This is a genomic window from Arsenicicoccus dermatophilus, assembly GCF_022568795.1.
Lineage (GTDB): Bacteria > Actinomycetota > Actinomycetes > Actinomycetales > Dermatophilaceae > Arsenicicoccus > Arsenicicoccus dermatophilus.
Genome location: NZ_JAKZHU010000001.1, coordinates 2,456,397 through 2,477,721 on the forward strand (window position 1 = coordinate 2,456,397; position 21,325 = coordinate 2,477,721).

A 21,325-nucleotide genomic window follows, 5' to 3' on the forward strand; every position below is an offset into this window, starting at 1 on the left:
ACGGTGAAATTACATGCGTGTCATACGCCGACAGTCAAGCGCGGCAGTGCTAAGGGATGCCGGGAAGATGGCGGTTTCGCCACTCTTTCGGCCCAGCCCCGCCCTCGGCGGCCTGACCATCCGTGCACGTCAGCGCGGCGAGTCGTCTTCGTGATGATTCGTGAGAGTGGCGTAGGAGCATTACGCCGAAAGAGTGTATGAAAGGATCTTGGTATGCGGATAGTCACTCTCGCCGGAGGAGTGGGCGGAGCTCGCTTCCTCCGCGGCCTGCTCGAGCTCACCACCCCGACCGACGTGCACCCCGTCGTGCGGTCCCCCCTGCCGGACGGCCCGCACGAGGTCACCGTCATCGGCAACACGGGCGACGACATCACCCTCTTCGGGCTCCGGGTCTGCCCGGACCTGGACACGGTGATGTACACCCTCGGCGGCGGGATCCACGAGGGCCAGGGGTGGGGCCGCGCGGACGAGTCGCACGTGGTCCGGTCCGAGCTCGCGGCCTACGGCGCCGAGCCCCAGTGGTTCGGGCTGGGCGACAAGGACATCGCGACCCACGTCGCCCGCTCCCAGTGGCTGGCCCAGGGGGCTCCCCTGTCCCAGGTCACCGAGCGCCTGGCCGACCGGTGGGGGCTGCCCGGGCGCGGCGTCCGGCTGCTCCCGATGACCGACACCCCCGTCGAGACGCACGTGGTCGTCGACGACCCGGGCAGCGAGGGCGGGCAGAGCGCCATCCACTTCCAGGAGTGGTGGGTGCGGCACCAGGCGGCGCTGCCCGCCCGGCGCTTCGTCGTGGCCGGGCTCGACCGGGCCGCTCCGGCTCCCGGCGTGCTGGACGCCATCCGCTCCGCGGACCTGATCCTGCTGCCGCCGTCCAATCCCGTCGTCTCCATCGGCATCATCCTGTCCGTCCCCGGGGTGCGGGACGCGCTGCGAGGGTGCCGCGCGCCCGTGGTGGGTGTCTCCCCCGTGGTCGGCGGCCGTCCGGTGCGCGGACATGCCGACGCGTGCCTCGCCGCGCTGGGTCTGCCCACCACGACCGAGGCGGTGGCGGGGCTGTATGCCGACTTCCTGGACGGGTGGCTGGTGGACGAGTCCGACGCCGCTGCCGTCGCGACCCTGGCCCGCACCCAGCGCGACCTCAGGGTGGTCGCGAGGCCCCTGCTGATGACCGACGTGCCCGCCACCGCGGCCATCGCGGCCGAGGCGGCACGCCTGGGCCTGGAGCTGCGGGCGGGCGGCGGCCCTGCGGCCACCTCGGTCAGGGACCGGTGAGCACCGCGGCCGGGCGCGTCGAGATCCACCCGGTGCTCGGCGTGCCCGAGGTCATCGAGAGCATGCAGCTGGCGGCGGAGCTGACCACCGCCGCCGCGGGGTCCGTGCCGGGGGGCCTGCGGGACGGCGATCTCCTGGTGGTGTCCAGCAAGCTGGTCTCCAAGGCCGAGGGGCTGCGACGCCCCTGGGCCGGTGACCGGGACGTCAAGGACGAGCTGGTGCGTTCCCAGACGGTCCGCGTGGTCGCGGAGCGGGCCACCCAGGAGGGGATCACCCGCATCGTCGAGGCAGTTGCCGGGCCTGTCATGGCGGCAGCGGGGATCGACGCTTCCAACACCGGCGACCAGGGCGGGCTGCTGGTCCTGCCCGAGGACCCCGACGCCGCGGCGGAGGAGCTGAGGCAGGAGCTCCGGGTCACGGTCGGCGTCGAGGTCGGTGTGCTCCTCACAGACACTGCCGGCCGACCCTGGCGCGGGGGCCAGGTCGACCTCGCCCTGGGGTGCGCCGGGCTCGCCCCCGCCGACGACCTGCGCGGCGGCGTCGACCACGACGGCCGCTGCCTGACGGTCACGTCGCGCGCGATCGCCGACGAGGTCGCGGCAGCCGCCGACCTGGTCAAGGGCAAGGCGACCGGCATCGGAGCCGCGGTCGTGCGTGGCCTCGCGCACCTGGTCGGCCCCGACCGTGGGCCGGGCGCCCGATCACTGGTCCGCACCGGCCCCGGGGACTGGTTCGCGCTCGGGCACGTCGAGGCCGTCCGGGCTGCGCTGGGCGCCCCGCCGGGGAGCCCGGCGAGCGAGCGGGCGGGTATCCGCCCGCTCGCCGTCGGGGAGCTCGCGGCGCGGCGTGACCGGGCGGTGCGCCTGGCTCTGCTGACGCTCCCCCAGGTGACGTCTGCGACTGCCGACGGCGGCCGGATCCGGCTCGTGGCAGCCGACGAGACCAGCCTGGGCCGCGCCCTGGCTCGGCTCGAGTTCGCCTGTGCAGCAGAGGATCTCGTCGTCGCCCAGGAGGACGTCAGCGGCGCCGGGGCGGAGGTGCTGCTCAGCGCTCGGTGACCGGTCCGGCCCCGGCCCGTCCCTGCTGCGCGGGATCGACCAGGGCCTCCTCCACCCGCGCCGAACCACCCGCCGCGCGCACCCGGGCGATCCGCTCGACGGCCTTCTGGGACTGGTCGCTCACCTCGCCGACGAGCTCCTCCAGGACGTCCTCGAGGAAGACCACCCCGGTGACCACCCGGTCGTCGTGCGCAGCGAGCACCTGGGCCAGGTGCCGGCCGGTCCGCTGCATGGCGGCCAGCACGTCCTCGACCTCGTCGTCGGCATGGACCGTGGCCAGGCGCCGCAGCCGCTTCGGCGGGATGGGCTCGTCGAAGTCCTCGTCGCGGGCGTACAGGATGTCCTTGAGGTGCAGGTAGCCCACGATGTCTCCGTCCGCGGAGCGCACCAGGTAGCGCGAGTAGCCGTGCTTGGCGACCAGCCGTTCCAGGTCCTGCGGCGTGGCGCCCTGGGTCAGCGACACGACCCGCTCCAGGGGCACGGCCACCTCGTGCGCGAGCCGGTCACTGAACTCCAGCGCGCCCTGCACCAGCCCGTGCTGCTCGGCCTCCAGGAGACCCTCGCGGTGGCTCTCGGCGACGATCTCCCCGACCTCCTCGGTCGTGAAGGTCGAGGCGAGCTCGTCCTTCGGCTCGATCCCCATGGCCCGCACGATCGACTTGGCCAGCCGCTCCATGACCCAGATGATCGGCCGCAGGACGCGGGTGACGGTCAGGAGCGCCGGCACGAGCACGAGGGCGGCCCGCTCGGGGCCGGCGATCGCGAGGTTCTTGGGGATCATCTCCCCCACGACGACGTGCAGGTAGACCACGAGCAGCAGCGCCAGCACCAGCGCGAGCGGGCCGGCGAGGGCCGCGGAGAGGTGGGCGGCCTCCAGCCAGCCCTCGAAGAGGTGGTGCAGCGCCACCTCGGCGAGGGCACCGATCCCCAGCGAGCAGACGGTGATCCCGAGCTGGCAGCAGACGAGCAGGGTGGAGACCTGCTCCAGCGCGTCGAGGCAGCGGCGGGCCGCGGTGGAGCCTTCCGCGGCGAGCGGCTCGAGCGCGGACCGGCGTGCCGCCATGGCGGCGAACGACGCCCCCACGAAGAACGCGTTGCCCAGGAGCAGGACGATCGAGATCCACAGTGCAGCGGCGGTGCTCATCGGGTCTCCTCCTGCTGTCGTATGCCGGAGGAGGCGCCGGGCGCACCCGTCTCGCCAGGGCCCTCCCCCTCCTTGGGCAGGGCGTCGCGTGCCTCCAGCCGGAGCCGGTCGACCCGTCGGCCGTCCATGCCCCGACCGTGAGGTGCCAGCCCTCGATCTCGACCTCGTCGCCGACCTCGGGCACCCGGCCGAGCCGGGCCATGACGAAACCGCCCAGGGTCTCGTAGGTCGACGCCTCGGGGATGGTCGCGCCCACGCGGTCGCGGACCTCGTCGGTGCGCCACAGGCCGGGCACCATCCAGGTGCCGTCGCGGCGGACGTGGGCCTGGGGTCCGCGGCGGTCGTGCTCGTCGGCGACCTCTCCGACAATCTCCTCGATCACGTCCTCCAGGGTGACCACGCCGGAGGTTCCGCCATACTCGTCGAGGACGACGGCCATCTGGAAGCTGTGCCGGCGGAGCAGGAGCAGGAGGGGGTCGAGCCGGATCGTCTCGGGCACGTGCAGCGCGTCGACCATCAGGGCGGACACCGGCACCTCCTGCCGACGCTCGTGGGGCACGGCGAGGGCCCGCTTGACGTGCACGACGCCGTCCACGTCGTCCAGGTCGTCCCCGATCACCGGGAAGCGGGAGTGCCCGGTCCGCCGGGCGAGCGTCAGCACGTCCGCGGCCGACGCGGCCCGCTCGACCGTCTCGCAGCGGACCCGGGGGGTCATCACGTCGTCGGCGGTCCGCTCGCCGAAGCCCAGCGACCGGGTGAGCAGCCGGGCGGTGTCCTCGTCGATGGTCCCGGCCTCGGCGGAGCGGCGCACCATGGAGGCCAGCTCCTGCGGGGTGCGGGCCGCCGAGAGCTCCTCCTGGGGCTCGATGCCGAGCCGGCGCAGGAAGGCGTTGGCCGAGCCGTTGAGCACGACGATGAGGGGCTTGGCGAGGATGCTGAACATCCGGACCGGGCGGGTGACGACCTTGGCGGTGGGCAACGGAGCCGACAGACCGAGGAACTGCGGGACGAGCTCGCCGCCGATCATCGAGGCCACGGTGGCCAGGAGCATCGCGACCGTGGTCGAGACGGCGGGCACCGCGGACGTCGGCACGCCGAGGCCGAGCAGGGGGCCCCGGATCAGACCACCGATGGCGGGCTCGGCGATGAAGCCGGTGAGCAGCGTGGTGAGGGTGATGCCCACCTGGGCGGCCGACAGCTGCGTCGACAGGGTGCGCAGCGACGTGAGCACGGGGCGCGCCGCGGTGTCCCCTGCATCCACCGCCCGTTGGACGGTCGGGCGGTCCAGCGCCACGAGAGAAAACTCCGCCGCGACGAAGTAGGCGGCGCAGGCGGTGAGGAGCACCGCGGCCAGCAGGAGCAACCATTCGGTCATAGTGGGCCGATCCTAAGGTCGGCGGGCCGCTGCCCGCGGTTCCGCTGCCCGGCAGGTCGGAGGCTTCGGGGTTACTCTGACCCGGTAGGCACTCTCGGTCGACGTCGACGCGAACCATGAAAGAGGCGATCCCAGCCGTGACCACGCCCTCCAGCGGCCCCAACCCCTCGACCGCGTTCGGAGCCAACCAATGGCTCGTCGACGAGCTGTACGAGCAGTACAGGAAGGACAAGAGCTCGGTGGACCGGGCCTGGTGGTCGTTCTTCGAGGACTACTCCCCGGGTTCCGGGCGCACCGAGGGCGCTGCCGGCACGGCCGACGCCGCCAAGCCCGAGGCGGCCTCCCCCGAGCAGGCCACCGACCGCGCGATCGACCCCGGCAAGGCGGGCGCCGCGAGTCTCGACGCCGCTGCTCCGCGGCCCGGTGCCGACCAGCCGGCCGAGGCCGCCTCGGTCGCCGAGGCTGCGCCGGCGGAGAAGGCCGACAAGGCCACGCCCAAGGCCGGCAAGGGTGGCCGCCCCGGCGACGCGCAGTCCAAGCCGACCCCCCGGGACATCCCCGCGGTCAAGCAGCCCGGCCCGCAGACCGAGGACGAGGTCGTGGTCCTCAAGGGCCCGGCCGCCCGAGTGGTCACCAACATGGACGCGAGCCTGCAGGTCCCCACCGCCACCAGCCTGCGTGCGGTGCCGGCCAAGGCCCTGATCGACAACCGCATCGTCATCAACAACCACCTGCGCCGCTCGCGCGGCGGCAAGGTGTCCTTCACCCACATCATCGGCTTCGCCATGGTCAAGGCGCTGCAGTCGATGCCGGGGATGAACTACTCCTACCGCCTCGAGGACGGCAAGCCGGCGCTGGTCAAGCCCGCCCACGTCAACCTCGGCATCGCGATCGACCTCCCCAAGCCCGACGGCACCCGGTCGCTGGTGGTGCCCTCGATCAAGTCCGCGGAGACGATGGACTTCGTCCACTTCTGGACGGCGTACGAGGAGCTGATCCGCAAGGCCCGCGGCGGCAAGCTGACCGTCGACGACTTCGCCGGGACCACGATCTCGCTGACCAATCCCGGTGGCATCGGCACCAACTCGTCCACCCCTCGCCTCATGCAGGGCCAGGGCGCCATCATCGGCGTCGGCTCGCTGGAGTACCCCGCCGAGTGGCAGGGCGCCGCGCAGGAGACCCTGAACCGGCACGCGGTGAGCAAGATCCTGACGCTGACCAGCACCTACGACCACCGGATCATCCAGGGTGCCGGCTCCGGCGAGTTCCTCAAGATCATCCACGAGCTGCTGCTCGGCCGGCACGGCTTCTACGACGAGGTCTTCGCCTCGCTGCGCATCCCCTACGAGCCGGTGCGCTGGGTCCAGGACATCTCGGCCGGGCACGAGGACGACGTCAACAAGACCGCCCGCGTCCAGCAGCTGATCCACGCCTACCGTGTCCGGGGCCACCTGATGGCCGACATCGACCCGCTGGAGTACGTCCAGCGCCGCCACCCTGACCTGGACATCGAGCGTCACGGCCTGACCCTGTGGGACCTCGAGCGGGAGTTCGCGACGGGCGGCTTCGGCGGCAAGCCGCTGATGCACCTGCGCGACATCCTCGGCATCCTGCGCGACTCCTACTGCCGCACCGTGGGCGTGGAGTACATGCACATCCAGGACCCGGACCAGCGCCAGTGGATCCAGGACCGGGTCGAGGTCCACCACGACCGGCAGACGGCCGAGGAGCAGCTGCGGATCCTGCGCCGCCTCAACGCCGCCGAGGCCTTCGAGACCTTCCTGCAGACGAAGTTCGTCGGTCAGAAGCGCTTCTCGCTGGAAGGCGGCGAGTCCGCCATCGCCCTGCTCGACCGCATCCTGACCCGGGCCGCCGAGGACTCCATGGACGAGGTGTGCATCGGCATGCCCCACCGTGGCCGCCTCAACGTGCTGGCCAACATCGCGGGCAAGTCGTACGGCCAGATCTTCAAGGAGTTCGAGGGCGTCCAGGACCCCTCCTCGGTCCAGGGCTCGGGCGACGTGAAGTACCACCTGGGCACCGAGGGCACCTTCACCTCCGACGACGGTCGGCAGACCAAGGTCTACCTCGCCGCCAACCCCTCCCACCTGGAGGCCGTCAACCCGGTCCTCGAGGGCATCGTCCGGGCCAAGCAGGACCGCCTCGGGCACGCCGGGGAGGCCTTCACCGTCCTGCCGGTCCTCATGCACGGCGACGCGGCCTTCGCCGGCCAGGGCGTGGTCGCGGAGACCCTGCACCTGTCCCAGCTGCGTGGCTACCGCACCGGCGGCACGATCCACATCGTCGTCAACAACCAGGTGGGCTTCACCACCGCGCCCTCGAGCTCGCGGTCGAGCGTCTACTCCACCGACGTGGCGCGGATGATCCAGGCGCCGATCTTCCACGTCAACGGCGACGACCCCGAGGCCTGCGTCCGGGTGGCCGAGCTGGCCTACGAGTTCCGGCAGCGGTTCGCCAAGGACGTCGTCATCGACATGGTGTGCTACCGCCGACGCGGCCACAACGAGGGCGACGACCCCTCGATGACCCAACCGCTGATGTACAACCTGATCGAGGCCAAGCGCAGCGTCCGCAAGCTCTACACCGAGGCCCTCATCGGCCGCGGCGACATCACGGTCGAGCAGGCCGAGGAGGCGCTGCAGGACTACCAGCAGCAGCTGGAGCGCGTCTTCGTGGAGACCCGCGAGGCGGTCAAGGCCGCCAAGGCCGGGCGCGACTCCGGCCCCGCGGGGCTGGAGCGACCGCAGGCGCAGGAGGCGGACGACAAGGCCCCGGCCAAGGTCGTGGAGACGGCCATCAGCCCGGACACCCTGCAGCACCTCGGCAAGGCCTTCGTCGCCACCCCCGAGGGCTTCACCGTGCACCCCAAGCTGCGTCAGATGCTGGAGAAGCGCGCGGACTCCGTCGCCAACGGTGGCATCGACTGGGGAACGGGCGAGCTCATCGCTTTCGGTTCCCTGCTGATGGAGGGCACCCCGGTTCGCCTGGCCGGCCAGGACTCCCGCCGCGGCACCTTCGTCCAGCGCCACTCGGTGCTGATCGACAAGGAGACCGCGGAGGAGTGGACCCCGTTGCTCTACCTCGGCAAGGGCCAGGCCCGCTTCTGGGTCTACGACTCGCTGCTGAGCGAGTTCGCCGCGATGGGCTTCGAGTACGGCTACTCGGTGGAGCGGCCCGACGCCCTCGTCCTGTGGGAGGCGCAGTTCGGCGACTTCGCCAACGGTGCGCAGAGCATCGTCGACGAGTTCATCTCCTCCTCGGAGCAGAAGTGGGGTCAGCGGTCCTCCGTCGTCCTGCTCCTGCCCCACGGCTACGAGGGCCAGGGCCCGGACCACTCCTCGGCCCGGATCGAGCGCTACCTGCAGCTGTGCGCGCAGGACAACATGACGGTCGCCTTCCCGAGCACCCCGGCGTCCTACTTCCACCTGCTGCGGCGGCAGGCGTACGCCCGGCCGCGCCGCCCGCTCATCGTGGCCACCCCCAAGTCGATGTTGCGCCTCAAGGCCGCGGCGAGCTCGCCGGAGGACTTCACCACCGGCACCTTCCGGCCGGTCGTGCCCGACCGCACCGGTGTCGACGCCGCCCAGGTCGACCGGGTGCTGCTCTGCTCCGGCAAGGTCTACTACGAGCTCGACGCCCACCGGCAGAAGCTCGGCGACGACCGCACCGCGATCATGACCGTGGAGCAGATCGCCCCGTTCCCGGCCAAGGAGCTCGCCCAGGCGTTGGCGGACTACCCCGAGGCCGAGATCGTCTGGGTCCAGGACGAGCCCGCCAACCAGGGCACCTGGCCGTATGTCGCGCTCACGGCGCCGGAGCTGCTCGAGCGTCACGGGGAGAAGCGCCGCTTCCGCCTGATCTCCCGCCCCGCCTCGGCGGCACCGTCGACCGGCTCCTCCAAGGCGCACGCGGTGGAGCAGGCCTCGCTGATGGAGCGCGCCTTCGAGCGCTGATCCGCGTCTCCCTGGCGGGCCCGGCCACCTCGGTGGCCGGGCCCGCCGCCGTCCCGCCAAATCTGTGTCCACGTCGGCACGCCCCGCTGGCCGGTGCGCCCGGATGGGGCACAATGACGACCGTGTACTTCACCGACCGCGGCCTGGAAGAGCTCGAACGACGTAGGGATGACGAGGAGTTCAGCTTCGGCTGGCTGGCGGAGCAGATGAGGACCTTCGTCGATCTCCATCCCGAGTTCGAGGTGCCGGTCGAGCGGCTCGCCACCTGGCTGGCCCGTCTCGACGACGACGAGTGACAGCCCTCGGCCACCGCCTCTCTCGGTCCGTCCGACGCACGACAGACAAGGATCCACCCGTGGTGTTCCGCGACCCGCAGGACTACAACCCCTCCCCTCACAACGTCGCCCTGGTGGACGACGACCACGGTCCTCGCGACGTGGGGCTGGTCTTCATCGGCGACTCCTTCGTGGCGGGCTACGGCGATCCGAAGGGCCTGGGCTGGGTGTCCCGGGTGGTCTCGCGCACGCAGCACCCGGACGTGCAGCTCTCGGCATACAACCTGGGCATCCGTGGAGACTCCTCGGCGGACGTCCTGGCCCGCTGGCGCAGCGAGTGCCCGCCTCGCTGGCGGGGGCGCTCGGAGCGCCGGCTGGTGATCAGCGTCGGCCACGCCGACGTCCTCACCGGGATCACCACCGCGCGCTCCCGCCTCAACCTCGCCAACGTGCTGGACGACGCGCAGGCCCAGGGCATCGCGGCCTTCGTGGTGGGGTCGACGCCGACCAACGACCCGACCTTCAACGCCACCCTGGAGATCGTCACCGAGGCCCAGGCCGACGTGTGCGCCCGCCGCGGGGTGCCCTTCGTGGACTGCTTCCGCCCGCTGCAGGGTCACGACCAGTGGGTGAGCGACCTGGACGCCACCGGCGACGACTTCCACCCCGGTCAGGCGGGCTACGGCCTGATCGCCTGGCTGGTCCTGCACGGCGGGTGGGACAGCTGGATGCGACTGTCGCGCTGAGTGCCCACCAGGAGGCGGATCACGACTCGGGAACGGCTGCTCTGATGACCCAGCGTGAGCCAACGCTACCCTTATGGTGGAATCGCGTCCGCACCTCGCGGCCGCCGGAAGGAGACTGACATGCCCCGCGCCCTGCGCACCTCTGTCGCCATCGCCGCCGGCCTCGTCGCCGTGTCGTCGCTGTCTGCCTGCGGCTCGGACGCCGCCACGAGCGCCGGCGACGCCGCGTCGTCGGTCGGCGCCGCCGCCAGCACCGCAGGCGCCGCCGCGGCGACTGCCGCCTCGACGGCGGCGTCCCAGGCCGCCACGGCCGCGTCGAAGGGCGCCTCCCAGGCCGCCACGGCGGTCGACAACGCCGCATCGGCCACGGTGACCAGCACGGTCGGCACCCCACCGTCCTCCGCGGGCGCCCCGGCCGCCGGGGGCAAGACCTACACCATCGCCGTGGTCAACGACCACGACAACGCCACCTCCTGCTGGGCCGCCATCGACGGCAAGGTCTACGACCTGACCACGTGGATCAGCCGCCACCCGGGCGGCCCGAAGCGCATCGAGGGCATCTGCGGGCAGGACGCCACCGCGCAGTTCACCACCCAGCACGGGGCCAACGCCGAGGCCAAGGCCCGTCTGGCGACCTTCCAGATCGGCACGCTCACGACGTGACCTGAGCACGAGGAGGAGGGCGGCACCCCGGCCGGGGTGCCGCCCTCCTCCTCGTCTCCCGGGCGGGCCCGGGGATCAGTGCGTGATGATCACCTTGCCGAAGAGGTCCGCCCCGGCCAGCCGCTCGAAACCACGCCGGGCCTGCGGCAGCGGGGTGGTGCCGTCCACGGCGGGCTCGATGCGCCGGTCGACGACGAAGCGGGCGAGACGCTCGAGCTCGACCCGATTGCCCATCGTGGAGCCGACGACCCGCAGCTGGCGGAAGAAGATGTCCGCCAGCTCCGTGCGCTGCGGGTCGCCGGTGGTCGCGCCCGCGGTGACCAGGGTGCCCCCCGCCTCCAGGGACTTGATCGAGTGGCGCCACACGGCAGCGCCCACGGTGTCCAGCACGGCGTCCACGCGGTGGGGCAGCCGCGCGCCGGACTCGAAGACCTCGGCGGCTCCCAGCTCCAGGGCCTTCTGCCGCTTGGCCTCGTCGCGCGAGGTCGCCCACACGCGCAGCCCGGCCGCGGCGCCCAGCTGCACGAGCGCCGTGGCGACACCGCCCCCCGCCCCCTGCACCAGGACGGTCGCGCCCGGCTGGACCCCGGCGTTGGTGAAGAGCATCCGGTATGCCGTGAGCCACGCGGTCGACAGGCAGGCCGCATGCTCCCAGGGCAGCTCGGCCGGCTTGGGGACGAGGTTGTGGGCAGGGACGGCCACCCGCTCGGCGATGGTGCCGGGGTGCAGCTCGGACAGCAGCGTCCGGCGCGGGTCGAGGGTCTCGTCGCCGCGCCAGCCCTCGCTCGCCACGACGGCGTGGACGATGACCTCGTCGCCGTCGGGGGTCACGCCGGCACCGTCGCACCCCAGGACCATGGGCAGCCGCTCCGGGGGCAGCCCAACCCCCTTGAGGGACCACAGGTCGTGGTGGTTGAGCCCGGACGTCCGCAGCGTCACGGTGACCCACCCGGGTCGCTCCTGCGGCTCGGGCTGCTCCCCCACCTCCAGGGCGGAGAGCGGGTCGTCGGAGGACGCACGGGCGGCGTAGGCGGCGAGCATGGCCCGAACCTATGCCAGCCCAGGGCCCTCCGCAGCCGGTGCGGAGGACGCGCGTGCCGGGAGCCCGGCCGCACGGCATACGCTGGACCGGCACGCAGCACCCGACTCGTCAGGTAGGTCCCCGGATGCCTCGCCCTCACCTTGGTTTCGCCGTCGTCCGCGGTCGTTCGATGGAGCCCACCCTGCACGAGGGCGACTGGCTTCTCGTGGCTTTCGGGGTGCGACCGCGGATCGGTCGGCTGGCCGTCGTCCGGCTGCCCGACGGCGAGCAGGGGCCTCGGCCGCTGTCCGTCAAGCGCGTGACGGGGCGCGATCCCAAAACCCGCGAGGGCTGGTGGGTCGAGCGGGACAACCCGCGCGAGGGGATCGACTCCTGGCACGTCGGCGCCCTCCGCGACGAGGACATCGAGGGACTGGTGGTCAAGCGCGTCCCCACGCCCCTGCTGCGGCTGCCACGGTTCTCCCGCCCCGAGGACTGACCAGCCGCACCTGCGGGCCCGGCAAGATCGCCAGCCACCCACCGCTCGGGTTAGGTTGATGCCCAGACGTGGCGTCCCGCCACGGACAGTCTTCGCGAAAGGCACTGACGATGTTCACGTTCGCCCCCGTCGAGGTTCACGCCCACTGCGACCTGCCCTGCGGCGTCTACGACCCCGCCCAGGCCCGCATCGAGGCCCAGTCCGTCAAGGCCATCATGGAGAAGGTCAAGGACAACCCGGACCCCGACTTCAAGATGCGCGCCACCATCATCAAGGAGCAGCGCTCCCAGCTGGTCAAGGAGCACCTGTGGGTGCTGTGGACCGACTACTTCAAGGCCCCGCACTTCGAGAAGTTCCCGCAGCTGCACACCCTCGTCAACGAGGCCACCAAGCTCGCGGGCGCCTCCGGCACCAAGGGCGAGTGGGACATCGCCAAGGCCGACGAGCTCCTGGCCAAGATCGACGAGATCGCCGCCATCTTCGCGGAGACCAAGAAGGGCTGACCCCCTTCCCTGCACCGAGGGTGCGGGCCACCGCGGGGACGACGTCCTCCCTGCTCCGGCCCGCACCCTCGGCGTCTGCGTGGGCGGTGCTCGGTCCGTCGGGTTCACCCGCCGCGACGGATCGGTTTCGGGGCCAGGGTGCTCCTGTGCGACACTTGATCTTTGAGGCCCGTCCTGGGCCAACGCGCTGCCACCGGCCTCCGGGGCGGGCGCGATACCCGATCTGAGGAGTCCTCATGAGCAAGCGCGCCCGCAAGCGTCGTGCCCGCAAGAAGAACGGCGCCAACCACGGCCGCAAGCCCAACGCCTGATCGTCAGATCATGCGTCCGGCGACGCACGAAGGCCCCTGACCCGCTGGTGCGGCAGGGGCCTTCGTCATACCCGCCGGGGCCTGGAGCCCGTCGTCGTCAGTGCGGTGCGGGCCGGGCGACGGGCGCCGTCGGGCCGGGGGCCGGCTTGTCGAGCTGCTGGGTGAGCCAGGTGAACATCTCCGGCAGCATCGTCCGGAAGGACTTCCAGTTGTGGCCGCCCTTGCCCTGGGCCAGGCTGACTCGCGTGAGTGGCTTCACCACGGCGGCGAAGGAGCGGTAGACCTTCGCCGAGAACTGCTCCTCGGGATTGCTCCCGACCCAGTTCCGCAGCGTGACCGGCGGCGGGTGGGGGCCCGAGGCGAGCGCCTTGGGACTGGTGGCGAGGGCCGCGGCGGTCTTGCCGGAGGGAACATTGCTGTCGATGACGAAGTAGCCCGACAGCGAGGCGACCGTGGAGAACGTCGTGGGGTGGGCGAAGGCAAGACGGGCCCCGCAGTAGGCCCCGCTGGAGTCACCTCCGGCGGCCCAGGCGGTGGCCTGCGGCAGCACCCGGAAGTTCTGCTTGACCATCCCGACCACGTCCTGGACGAAGAAGGTCTCGACCTTCGGCTGACCGGGCAGGTCGGTGCACTCGGTGTCGAGGTTCTTGGCGACCTGCATCGACGGCATGACCATCACGAAGTCCGAGTACTTCCCGGCCCGAGCGCCGTCGGCGAGCAGCTGAGGCTGCCCGAAGTCATACCACTGGGTGTAGCCCGCGCCGTCGCCGCCGGGGAACATCATCAGCACCGGGAAGTGGGTGCCGGCCTTGGCCGGGTCGTCATATGCCGGCGGCAGCCACACCCAGACGGGCATGGTGACGCCGGAGGCCTTGCCGGCGAGGACGGTCTTCATGAGCCGTCCTCGGGCCACCGGCAGCGGGGTGAAGCCGGGCGGCAGCGTCGGCGCGGCCGCCACGGCAGGGGTCGCCGGCGCCGCGGGGCCCCCCGTGGGCGTGGCGGCGGCTGCCTTCACCGAGAAGCCCGGCACGGTGGCGCCGAGCCATTGGAGGACGACGGGAAGGTGCGCCGCCCACACCGCCGTGCGATGCCCGGTGCCGTGGTCGAGCAGGGTGGTGACCGAGGTGGGTGCCTTGGCCGCGGCGGCGAGCGCCTTGGTCGAGCCGTAGGACAACTGGTCCACGTCGGAGGTCTGGGCCCAGATGGCGACCGGCGGGCGGCGGGTCGCCACGAGGGCGGGCAGGTCGTATGCCGCCCGTTGCTGCGGGGTCGTCAGGGGGGACTTCCCGCTGAACGCCGGCTTGGTGTAGCCGCCCAGCATGATGGCGCCGCCATAGGTGTCGGGGTGCTTCACGGCCACCATGGCCGCGCAGTAGGCGCCGGCGGAGAAGCCGGTCGCGGCCCAGGAGGCCCGATCGGTGCGGACGCGCAGGGTGCTGCGCGCCCAGGTCGGGAGGTCGGTGGTGAGCCAGGTCTCGACCTGGGCGCCGCCGGGCGCGTCCACGCACTCCGAGTCGGCGCCGCCGGGGAACTCGAGCTGGGGTGCCACGAGCACGACGGGGCCGGTCTTGCCGCCGGCCTGGGCCGCGTCGAGCGACTTCTGCGCCGACATGGCGTCGAGCCACTGCTCGGGAGTGCCGGGGTAGCCGTGCATCGCCACCAGGACCGGGTAGTCCCGCATCGCCTGGGCGGGGTCGGTGTAGCCGGCCGGGAGCAGGACGACGATCCTGCCGCTGAGGCGGCTGCGTGGCCCGGTCACGGTGTAGGTCTGCACCCTCGATCCGGGCTGCGGCAGCGGCGGCAGCGTGCGCCGGGTGGCCGAGGCGGTGGGTGTGGGGCGGTCCGAGGCGAAGGCGGCGGCCCCCTGGGCTCCGGTGGTGCTGGCCTGCTCCGTGCCGGCCGACCCGTGGATCAGGTCGGACCAGCTGGCGTACCACTTGTTGTCCCGGTTGAGGACGACCGCCATGGCGGTGACCCCGAGCGCCACGACGACGAGCTGGACGAGCAGTCGTTGGGCCAGTCCCACCCAGCTGCGGGTGCTCCGTCCGCTGAGCACCGCGCCCCCGACCAGCGCGGCCACCGCCACCATCACCGTGATGGCCACGAAGGCGTTCCCGGTCAGCTCCACGTCTGGACCTCCATCGACATCGCCCCTGGTCCGGGCATGCTCGCAGCATGGTACGGGTTCCTGAGACCGGGCCTGGGCGCGACCCGCTCGGATCGGTGGCGTGGCAGAACGTCAACCGGTCATGGCAGGGGGTGGGCGGCGGGGCCCGCACGCGCGGCGGGGCACAGGGTCAGCGGCCGTACTCGAGGGTGATGCTGGTGAAGCTCGCGATGATCTGGGTGCGCAGCTGGGTAGGAGCCTGCTCGCAGGGGCAGCTGCGCCGGACCAGTGCCTTCAGCGCCTGGTCCCGCTGGTACTCGTCTAGGCAGGGGGGACACTCGCGCAGGTGCCGGGCGAACTCCTCGCACTGCGACTCGTCGAGCTCGCCGTCGAGGAACTCGAAGACGTGATCCATGAAGTTGGAGCAGTCGAGGTGCTCGCCCATCACGCATCCGCCCCCTCGTCCTCGGCGGTGGAGGAGCCGGTGACGAACCCGCGCTCCACGGCGTAGTCGGTGAGCAGGTCGCGTAGCTGTCGCCGGCCGCGGTGCAGGCGGGACATCACCGTGCCGATGGGCGTGCCCATGATCTCGGCGATCTCCTTGTAGGCGAAGCCCTCCACGTCCGCGAGGTAGACCGCGAGGCGGAAGTCCTCCGGGATCTCCTGCAGCGCCCGCTTGACGTCGCTGTCGGGCAGGTGGTCGAGCGCCTCCATCTCGGCGGACCGGTTGCCGGTCGAGGAGTGCGACCCGGCGCGGGCCAGCTGGTAGTCCTCGATCTCGGCGGCGTCGGACTGGAGCGGTTCGCGCTGCTTCTTGCGGTAGGTGTTGATGTACGCGTTCGTCATGATGCGGTACAACCAGGCCTTGAGGTTGGTGCCGGGCTTGTACTGGTGGAACGCGCCGTACGCCTTGGCGAAGGTCTCCTGGACCAGGTCCTCCGCGTCCGCCGGGTTGCGGGTCATCCGCAGGGCGGCGCTGTAGAGCTGGTCGAGGAAGGGCAGTGCCTCGGTCTCGAAGCGGGCCTGGCGCTCGGCCGTGCTCTCGGTCGCCACGTCGATGTCAGTCATCGCGGGCAAGCCTAGTCCGGCGAGCCGCGGCTGCGGCGCAATGTCCAAGGACGGGTGCTCGGCCGTCGGGAGGACGGGGGTGACTAGCACGGGCTGCTCCTCGGGTCGGCGGTCCTCCCCGTCAACGCCCCTCCTCCCCCGGCTATTTCCGGCGGCTGGCCATGGCCGGCCGCCGGGCGGGGCACCGGGCGGGCCGCCGGACGGGGCGCCCTCCCCGGGTCCGGGCCCCTCACCGCACCTCGCCGGTGGCGGGGTCGACCACCCCGACGAGCTGGTCGGCGGGGGCAGGTGCGAGCAGCTGCGGGCCGTTGTTGCGGACGTCGTTGACCGCGGTGCTCACCGGGCAGGCGTCGAACCGCCCGGGCCGCTGGCCCTCGATCATCCCCCGGACGTGCTCGTCGCCGGTCCGCTCCGGGTCGAGCCAGGCGGCCCACTGCTCGGGATCCAGGACGAGCGGCTGACGGTCGTGGATGGTGTCCAGGCCGGGCTCGGCGGCAGTGGTGATGACGGCGTACGTCGTCAGCCACGACGCGGGGTCGCCGTCGGGCAGGGTCCGGTCGCGCCACAGCTCGTACACCCCCGCCATGACCAAGGGCTGCCCGTCGGCCCGACTGATGAAGAAGGGTTGCTTGCGCGGCTTGCCCTTCGCGTCGCACGCCGTCGGGCTCTGCTGCCATTCGTAGTACCCGTCCGCGGGGACCAGGCACCGCCGCGCGCGGGCCGCCCGCGCGTAGGCCGGCTTGTCCAGGAGGGTCTCCGCGCGGGCGTTGATCATCCGGACCCCGACCGTGACGTCCTTGGCCCAGGACGGGACGAGCCCCCAGGTGAGCAGGCGCAGCTGCCGGACGGGCTCGGCGTCGTCCCCGGCCGAGGCGCCGCGCGGGCGCCTGGTGAGCACGACGGGGGCGGCCTTGGTGGGGGCCATGTTGTAGTCGGGCGAGACGCCCGCGCCGGGCTCTGCACGGGCGACCCCCCGGGTCGGCTCGCCCGTGGCGTCCTGCTCGACGTCGAGGAGCTCCACGAGCTCGGCGACGTCCTTGCTGGCTGCGTAGCGTCCACACATGTGCTTCATCATGGCCGGTCACGCGCTGTCATGGGGTCCAGTGGCTACTGTTGTCGCAGCACCGTCTCCTCGACCAAGGACCCTCGTTGACGCGCCCCGCGGACCCTGACCATCGCCCCTCCCCGTCCTTCGCCGCCTCGGGCGCGCCGCCGTCGTCGCCCGGCGACTGGGCCGCACCCACGGCCGACGGGCCGGTGGACGCGGTGGCCGTCCTGCCGGGGAGCAAGTCCATCACCAACCGCTTCCTGGTCCTGGCGGCCCTGGCCAACGACGACTCGCGGATCCGCCGCCCCCTGCGCTCGCGCGACACCTTGCTCATGGCGCAGGCCCTGCGCAGCCTCGGGGTCGAGGTGGAGGACCACGACGGCGAGGACCCGGGATGTCCCGACTGGCTGGTCCGTCCGGCCCCGCTGCGCGGTCCGGCCCTGGTGGACGTCGGGCTCGCCGGGACGGTGATGCGCTTCCTGCCCCCGGTGGCCGCGCTCGCGGACGGGCCGGTCACCTTCGACGGGGACCCTCAGGCCCGCGCCCGCCCGGTCGGCCCGGTGCTGGAGGCCCTGCGGGGCCTCGGCGCGGTGGTCGAGGACGGGGGCTGGGGCGCGATGCCCTTCACCGTGCACGGCCGGGGAGCCCTCCCCGGCGGCGAGGTCACCGTCGACGCCTCCGGCAGCAGCCAGTTCATCTCGGCCCTGCTCCTGTCGGGCGCCCGTTTCGACCGGGGTCTCACGGTGCGCCACGCGGGGCCGGCCCTGCCCAGCCTCCCGCACATCCGGATGACGGTGGAGACCCTGCGGGACGCCGGCGTCATGGTCGACGACGGTGACCCGGACACCTGGCGGGTGGAGCCCAGCGAGATCAACGCGCTGGACGTCACCGTCGAGCCGGACCTGTCCAACGCCGCGGTGTTCCTCGCGGCCGCGCTGGTGACGGGCGGTCGGGTGCACGTCCCGGCCTGGCCGCAGTTCACCACGCAGGCCGGGGACCTGGTCCGTGGGGTCTTCGAGGCGATGGGGGCCGACGTCGTCCTGGACCGCGAGGGGCTCACGGTGGTGGGGCGGGGGCTGCACGGCGTCGACGTCGACCTGCGGGACGCGAGCGAGCTGACCCCGGTGGTGGCGGCCGTCGCGGCCCTGGCCGACTCCCCCACGCGGATCCGTGGCGTGGCGCACATCCGCCACCACGAGACCGACCGGCTCGCGGCCCTGGCCCTCGAGCTGAACCGTCTCGGCGGCGACGTCGTCGAGACCGAGGACGGGCTGCTGATCCGGCCCCGCCCGCTTCACGGCGAGCTCTTACGCACCTACGCCGACCACCGCATGGCCATGGCGGCGGCCGTCGTGGGCCTGCGTGTCCCCGGCGTGGTCGTCGAGGACGTCGCCACGACCGGCAAGACGCTGCCGGACTTCGCGGGCCGGTGGAGCGACCTCCTCGCCGCGCCCCCGCAGGCCGAGCCGGGCCGGGGCGAGCAGGAGCGCGCCGAGCGGGGTCGGCTGTTCGGCGGGAGGCGGCGGTGAGCAGGCGGACGTATGACGAGAGCGACGTGCGGATCCGCCCCAGCCGCAAGGGTTCCCGACCGCGCACCAAGGACCGGCCGAGCCACGACGACGCCGTCGAGGCGTTGGTCACCGCGGTCGACCGGGGTCGTTACACCACCCTGGTCGACGAGGGTGGGCCGCAGGAGCGGGTCGTCACGGCCATGAAGGCTCGCGAGCTCGGCCGCAAGAGCGTCGTGGTCGGTGACCGCGTCGGGCTGGTGGGCGACCTGCAGGGCGGCCCGGACCACCTCGCGCGCATCGTGCGGCAGCACGAGCGTTCGTCGGTGCTGCGGCGCACGGCCGACGACACGGACCCGGTCGAGCGGGTCATCGTCGCCAACGTGGACCAGCTCGTCATCGTCACCGCCCTGGCCAATCCCGAGCCGCGCCCGCGGATGATCGACCGCTGCCTGGTGGCGGCCTACGACGCGGGCCTGGAGCCGGTGCTCGTGCTGACCAAGGCCGACCTGGTCGACCCGGCGCCCTGGGTCGAGGCCTACTCGGCCCTGGACGTGCGCTGCATCGCCACCTCGACGATCCCGGACACCGACGACCTCTCATCGCGGGCGGATGCCCCGGAGCTGGCCGCCCGGACCCGGGGTCTGGAGGAGCTTCGGGAGGCACTGACCGGGCGGGTCAGCGTCCTGGTGGGCCACAGCGGGGTCGGCAAGTCCACGCTGGTCAACCTGCTCGTCCCCGAGGCCCGGCGCACGACCGGCCACGTCAACGACGTGACCGGCCGTGGGCGACACACGTCCACCTCCGCGATCGCGCTGCGGCTGCCCGGCGACGCCGGCTGGGTGGTGGACACGCCCGGTGTCCGCAGCTTCGGGCTGGCGTACGTGGACCTGGACCGGGTGATCCAGCACTTCCCGGACCTCGCGGCGGGGACGCAGGAGTGTCCCCGCGGGTGCAGCCACGACGAGGTGGAGTGCGCGCTCGACGAGTGGGTGGCGGCGGGCCGCGCGGGCGTCGGCGGCGCCGCACGCCTGGACTCGTTGCGCCGCCTGCTGCGGGCCCGGGCGGGTGGCGACGACCGCCCTGACGAGCGGGGCGGCCGCGAGCTCGAGCGCTGATGACGGGCTGAGCCCCTGCTGAGCGGGCGCCCACGATCGGACCTGTCCTGGCCCCCGCGAGGGCCGGCGGCCCCCACACCGGCGGGGTGGACCTGACCCGACGCCCCGTCGAGGACGACCATCGGCGAGCGCGACCTGACCCGCTGGCGCACCCGTCTGGGGCAGTGGCTCGCCCGGGCGGTGACCGGGGGCCGTCACCTGGTTCACCGACATCGGTGGACCGGTGGGGATGCCGGTCCTCTCGCTCACCCTCGTGGCGATCGCCGCCCTGGCCTGGCGCTCGTGGGCGCCGGTGGCGCTGACGCTGCTGGCGGCCGCCGGTTCCCTGGCGATGACCGTGGTGGGCAAGAGCACCGTCGGGCGGGTGCGGCTGCCCCTGGCCGACGCCGTCCCGCCCTACGAGCACTCGCCGTCCTTCCCCTCCGGGCGCACCCTCAACACCACGGTGATCATCGGGGTGCTGACCTACCTGCTGCTCACGCACCCGCGCCACCACCGCTCGCGCACGACGGCCACGGCGACCGCAGCGCTGTGGATCGTCCTGGATGGGGCTCTCGCGGGTCTTCCTGGGGCACCACTGGTCGACCGACGTGGTCAGTGGTGGGCTGCTCGGGCTGGCCTGGGTTCTCGTCCTGGTGGTCTGCCACCGCCCCTGGCTCACCCTTGTGCGTCACCACTCTCCACGCAGAGAGCAGTAATACACCTGATCGGGTGAGGGCCTTTGGCGCGTCGCGGACAATCTGGGCCACATTCAGTGACTCAGGGTTACGTTACGGTGGTGATCACCTATGACGACGATGTCCGACTCGCTCACGTCCTCGCCGACTCCGTCGAGCGCGTGACGATGACGCGATTCCGGTCGGAGTCGCTCGTGGTGGACACCAAGCCCGACCTCACGCCCGTGACCGACGCGGATCGGGACGCGGAGGAGCTCATGCGCGGCCAGCTCAAGCGCACCCGCCCCCGGGACGCCGTCCAGGGCGAGGAGTTCGGCACCACCGGGCACGGGGCCCGCCGCTGGATCATCGACCCCATCGACGGCACCAAGAACTACGTCCGGGGACTTCCCGTCTGGGCGACCCTCATCGGCCTGGTCGACGGGGACGAGCCGGTGATGGGTCTGGTGTCCGCGCCGGCGCTCGGCCGCCGCTGGTGGGCGGCCCGGGGCACCGGCGCCTGGACGGGTCGCAACCTGTTCTCCGCCAAGCGCATCCAGGTGTCCCAGGTCTCTCGGATCGAGGACGCGTCGATGTCCTACGCGAGCCTGGGTGGCTGGCGGGAGCGGGATCGGCTGGAGGCCTTCCTCCAGCTGATGGACGACTGCTGGCGCACCCGGGCGTATGGCGACTTCTGGTCCTACATGCTCGTCGCCGAGGGCGCCGTGGACCTGGCCGCCGAGCCCTCGCTCGCGGAGTACGACATGGCCGCCCTGGTCCCCATCGTCACCGAGGCTGGTGGGCGGTTCACCTCTCTCGACGGCTCCGCCGCTCCGTGGGGCGGCAACGCCGTGGCCACCAACGGGCTGCTGCACGACGAGGTCCTGCGCCGCCTGGGCTGACCGCCCACGGCCCAGGCTCCCCGCATCCGGACGGCACCCGCACGCCGGACCACAGGTGAGGACGTCCATCCCTGATC

General features: G+C 72.5%; 20 protein-coding genes and 1 pseudogene. 13 read left to right on the forward strand and 8 right to left on the reverse strand.

What is annotated here, in order from left to right; translation table 11 throughout:
* Positions 1 to 213: 213 nt before the first annotated feature.
* Both cofD and cofE read left to right on the forward strand, forming a co-directional pair.
* Positions 214 to 1,272 carry a 2-phospho-L-lactate transferase gene (gene cofD, locus MM438_RS11345; protein ID WP_241452595.1) on the forward strand — a complete coding sequence of 353 codons (1,059 nt, stop codon included), beginning with the start codon at positions 214 to 216 and terminating at the stop codon, positions 1,270 to 1,272.
* Positions 1,269 to 2,330, forward strand: a complete 1,062-nt coding sequence (gene cofE, locus MM438_RS11350) for a coenzyme F420-0:L-glutamate ligase (RefSeq protein WP_241452596.1) — start codon at positions 1,269 to 1,271, stop codon at positions 2,328 to 2,330. Before cofD ends, cofE begins: the two co-directional genes overlap by 4 nt.
* Here the strand turns inward: cofE and MM438_RS11355 are convergent.
* The 3 genes and pseudogenes from MM438_RS11355 to MM438_RS11360 form a co-directional block, all read right to left on the reverse strand.
* On the reverse strand, positions 2,317 to 3,474 hold the full coding sequence (locus tag MM438_RS11355; RefSeq protein WP_241452597.1) for a hemolysin family protein: 1,158 nt from the start codon (positions 3,472 to 3,474) through the stop codon (positions 2,317 to 2,319). The genes cofE and MM438_RS11355 overlap by 14 nt on opposite strands.
* Entirely contained in the window at positions 3,471 to 3,602 is a 132-nt protein-coding gene (locus MM438_RS16785; protein ID WP_338155547.1) for a hypothetical protein, read from the reverse strand. Before MM438_RS16785 ends, MM438_RS11355 begins: the two co-directional genes overlap by 4 nt.
* Before the next feature lie 65 nt (positions 3,603 to 3,667).
* Positions 3,668 to 4,849, reverse strand: a pseudogene (locus tag MM438_RS11360) (hemolysin family protein); the annotation flags it as partial.
* Positions 4,850 to 4,965: 116 nt separating this feature from the next.
* Between MM438_RS11360 and MM438_RS11365 the strand changes: the two are divergent.
* The 4 genes from MM438_RS11365 to MM438_RS11380 all read left to right on the forward strand — a co-directional run bounded on the left by MM438_RS11365 (position 4,966) and on the right by MM438_RS11380 (position 10,507).
* Positions 4,966 to 8,823, forward strand: a complete 3,858-nt coding sequence (locus tag MM438_RS11365) for a multifunctional oxoglutarate decarboxylase/oxoglutarate dehydrogenase thiamine pyrophosphate-binding subunit/dihydrolipoyllysine-residue succinyltransferase subunit (protein ID WP_241452598.1) — start codon at positions 4,966 to 4,968, stop codon at positions 8,821 to 8,823.
* Positions 8,824 to 8,945: 122 nt separating this feature from the next.
* The gene (locus MM438_RS11370) at positions 8,946 to 9,119 is read left to right on the forward strand and encodes a DUF6104 family protein (RefSeq protein WP_241452599.1); all 174 of its coding nucleotides are present in this window, start codon (positions 8,946 to 8,948) and stop codon (positions 9,117 to 9,119) included.
* 110 nt (positions 9,120 to 9,229) lie between these two features.
* On the forward strand, positions 9,230 to 9,844 hold the full coding sequence (locus MM438_RS11375; protein ID WP_241453458.1) for a GDSL-type esterase/lipase family protein: 615 nt from the start codon (positions 9,230 to 9,232) through the stop codon (positions 9,842 to 9,844).
* Positions 9,845 to 9,964: 120 nt separating this feature from the next.
* Entirely contained in the window at positions 9,965 to 10,507 is a 543-nt protein-coding gene (locus MM438_RS11380; protein WP_241452600.1) for a cytochrome b5 domain-containing protein, read from the forward strand.
* A gap of 75 nt (positions 10,508 to 10,582) precedes the next feature.
* On the opposite strand, the gene MM438_RS11385 is transcribed toward MM438_RS11380, so the two are convergent.
* Positions 10,583 to 11,548: a zinc-binding dehydrogenase gene (locus tag MM438_RS11385; RefSeq protein WP_241452601.1), complete on the reverse strand. Its 966-nt coding sequence runs from the start codon at positions 11,546 to 11,548 to the stop codon at positions 10,583 to 10,585.
* Between the two features lie 125 nt (positions 11,549 to 11,673).
* Here MM438_RS11385 and MM438_RS11390 point away from each other — a divergent pair, with 125 nt between their 5' ends.
* The 3 genes from MM438_RS11390 to MM438_RS16955 all read left to right on the forward strand — a co-directional run bounded on the left by MM438_RS11390 (position 11,674) and on the right by MM438_RS16955 (position 12,841).
* Positions 11,674 to 12,027, forward strand: coding sequence for a S26 family signal peptidase (locus MM438_RS11390; RefSeq protein WP_241452602.1), 354 nt, complete (start codon positions 11,674 to 11,676; stop codon positions 12,025 to 12,027).
* Positions 12,028 to 12,137: 110 nt separating this feature from the next.
* Positions 12,138 to 12,530 (forward strand): superoxide dismutase, Ni, encoded by a 393-nt coding sequence (sodN, locus tag MM438_RS11395; protein WP_241452604.1) that lies wholly within the window; start codon positions 12,138 to 12,140, stop codon positions 12,528 to 12,530.
* A 236-nt stretch (positions 12,531 to 12,766) separates the two neighbouring features.
* The gene (locus MM438_RS16955; RefSeq protein ID WP_372490264.1) at positions 12,767 to 12,841 is read left to right on the forward strand and encodes a 50S ribosomal protein bL37; all 75 of its coding nucleotides are present in this window, start codon (positions 12,767 to 12,769) and stop codon (positions 12,839 to 12,841) included.
* A 97-nt stretch (positions 12,842 to 12,938) separates the two neighbouring features.
* Here MM438_RS16955 and MM438_RS11400 read toward each other — a convergent pair whose 3' ends face one another.
* The 4 genes from MM438_RS11400 to MM438_RS11415 all read right to left on the reverse strand — a co-directional run bounded on the left by MM438_RS11400 (position 12,939) and on the right by MM438_RS11415 (position 17,079).
* Positions 12,939 to 14,969 (reverse strand): alpha/beta hydrolase, encoded by a 2,031-nt coding sequence (locus MM438_RS11400; RefSeq protein ID WP_241452605.1) that lies wholly within the window; start codon positions 14,967 to 14,969, stop codon positions 12,939 to 12,941.
* Positions 14,970 to 15,138: 169 nt separating this feature from the next.
* Entirely contained in the window at positions 15,139 to 15,393 is a 255-nt protein-coding gene (gene rsrA / locus MM438_RS11405; protein WP_241452607.1) for a mycothiol system anti-sigma-R factor, read from the reverse strand.
* Positions 15,393 to 16,016, reverse strand: a complete 624-nt coding sequence (locus MM438_RS11410; RefSeq protein ID WP_241452608.1) for a sigma-70 family RNA polymerase sigma factor — start codon at positions 16,014 to 16,016, stop codon at positions 15,393 to 15,395. The genes rsrA and MM438_RS11410 overlap by 1 nt, the downstream gene beginning before the upstream one ends.
* Before the next feature lie 229 nt (positions 16,017 to 16,245).
* A complete protein-coding gene (locus MM438_RS11415; protein ID WP_241452609.1) occupies positions 16,246 to 17,079 on the reverse strand; it encodes an SOS response-associated peptidase in 834 nt (277 codons plus the stop codon).
* Between the two features lie 86 nt (positions 17,080 to 17,165).
* Here MM438_RS11415 and aroA point away from each other — a divergent pair, with 86 nt between their 5' ends.
* The 4 genes from aroA (at position 17,166) to hisN (ending at position 21,248) form a co-directional block, all read left to right on the forward strand.
* On the forward strand, positions 17,166 to 18,593 hold the full coding sequence (gene aroA / locus MM438_RS11420; protein ID WP_277627965.1) for a 3-phosphoshikimate 1-carboxyvinyltransferase: 1,428 nt from the start codon (positions 17,166 to 17,168) through the stop codon (positions 18,591 to 18,593).
* A complete protein-coding gene (gene rsgA / locus MM438_RS11425; protein ID WP_241452610.1) occupies positions 18,590 to 19,690 on the forward strand; it encodes a ribosome small subunit-dependent GTPase A in 1,101 nt (366 codons plus the stop codon). The genes aroA and rsgA overlap by 4 nt, the downstream gene beginning before the upstream one ends.
* Before the next feature lie 229 nt (positions 19,691 to 19,919).
* Positions 19,920 to 20,405, forward strand: coding sequence for a hypothetical protein (locus tag MM438_RS11430; protein WP_241452611.1), 486 nt, complete (start codon positions 19,920 to 19,922; stop codon positions 20,403 to 20,405).
* 63 nt (positions 20,406 to 20,468) lie between these two features.
* Entirely contained in the window at positions 20,469 to 21,248 is a 780-nt protein-coding gene (gene hisN / locus MM438_RS11435; protein ID WP_241452612.1) for a histidinol-phosphatase, read from the forward strand.
* Positions 21,249 to 21,325: the final 77 nt, after the last annotated feature.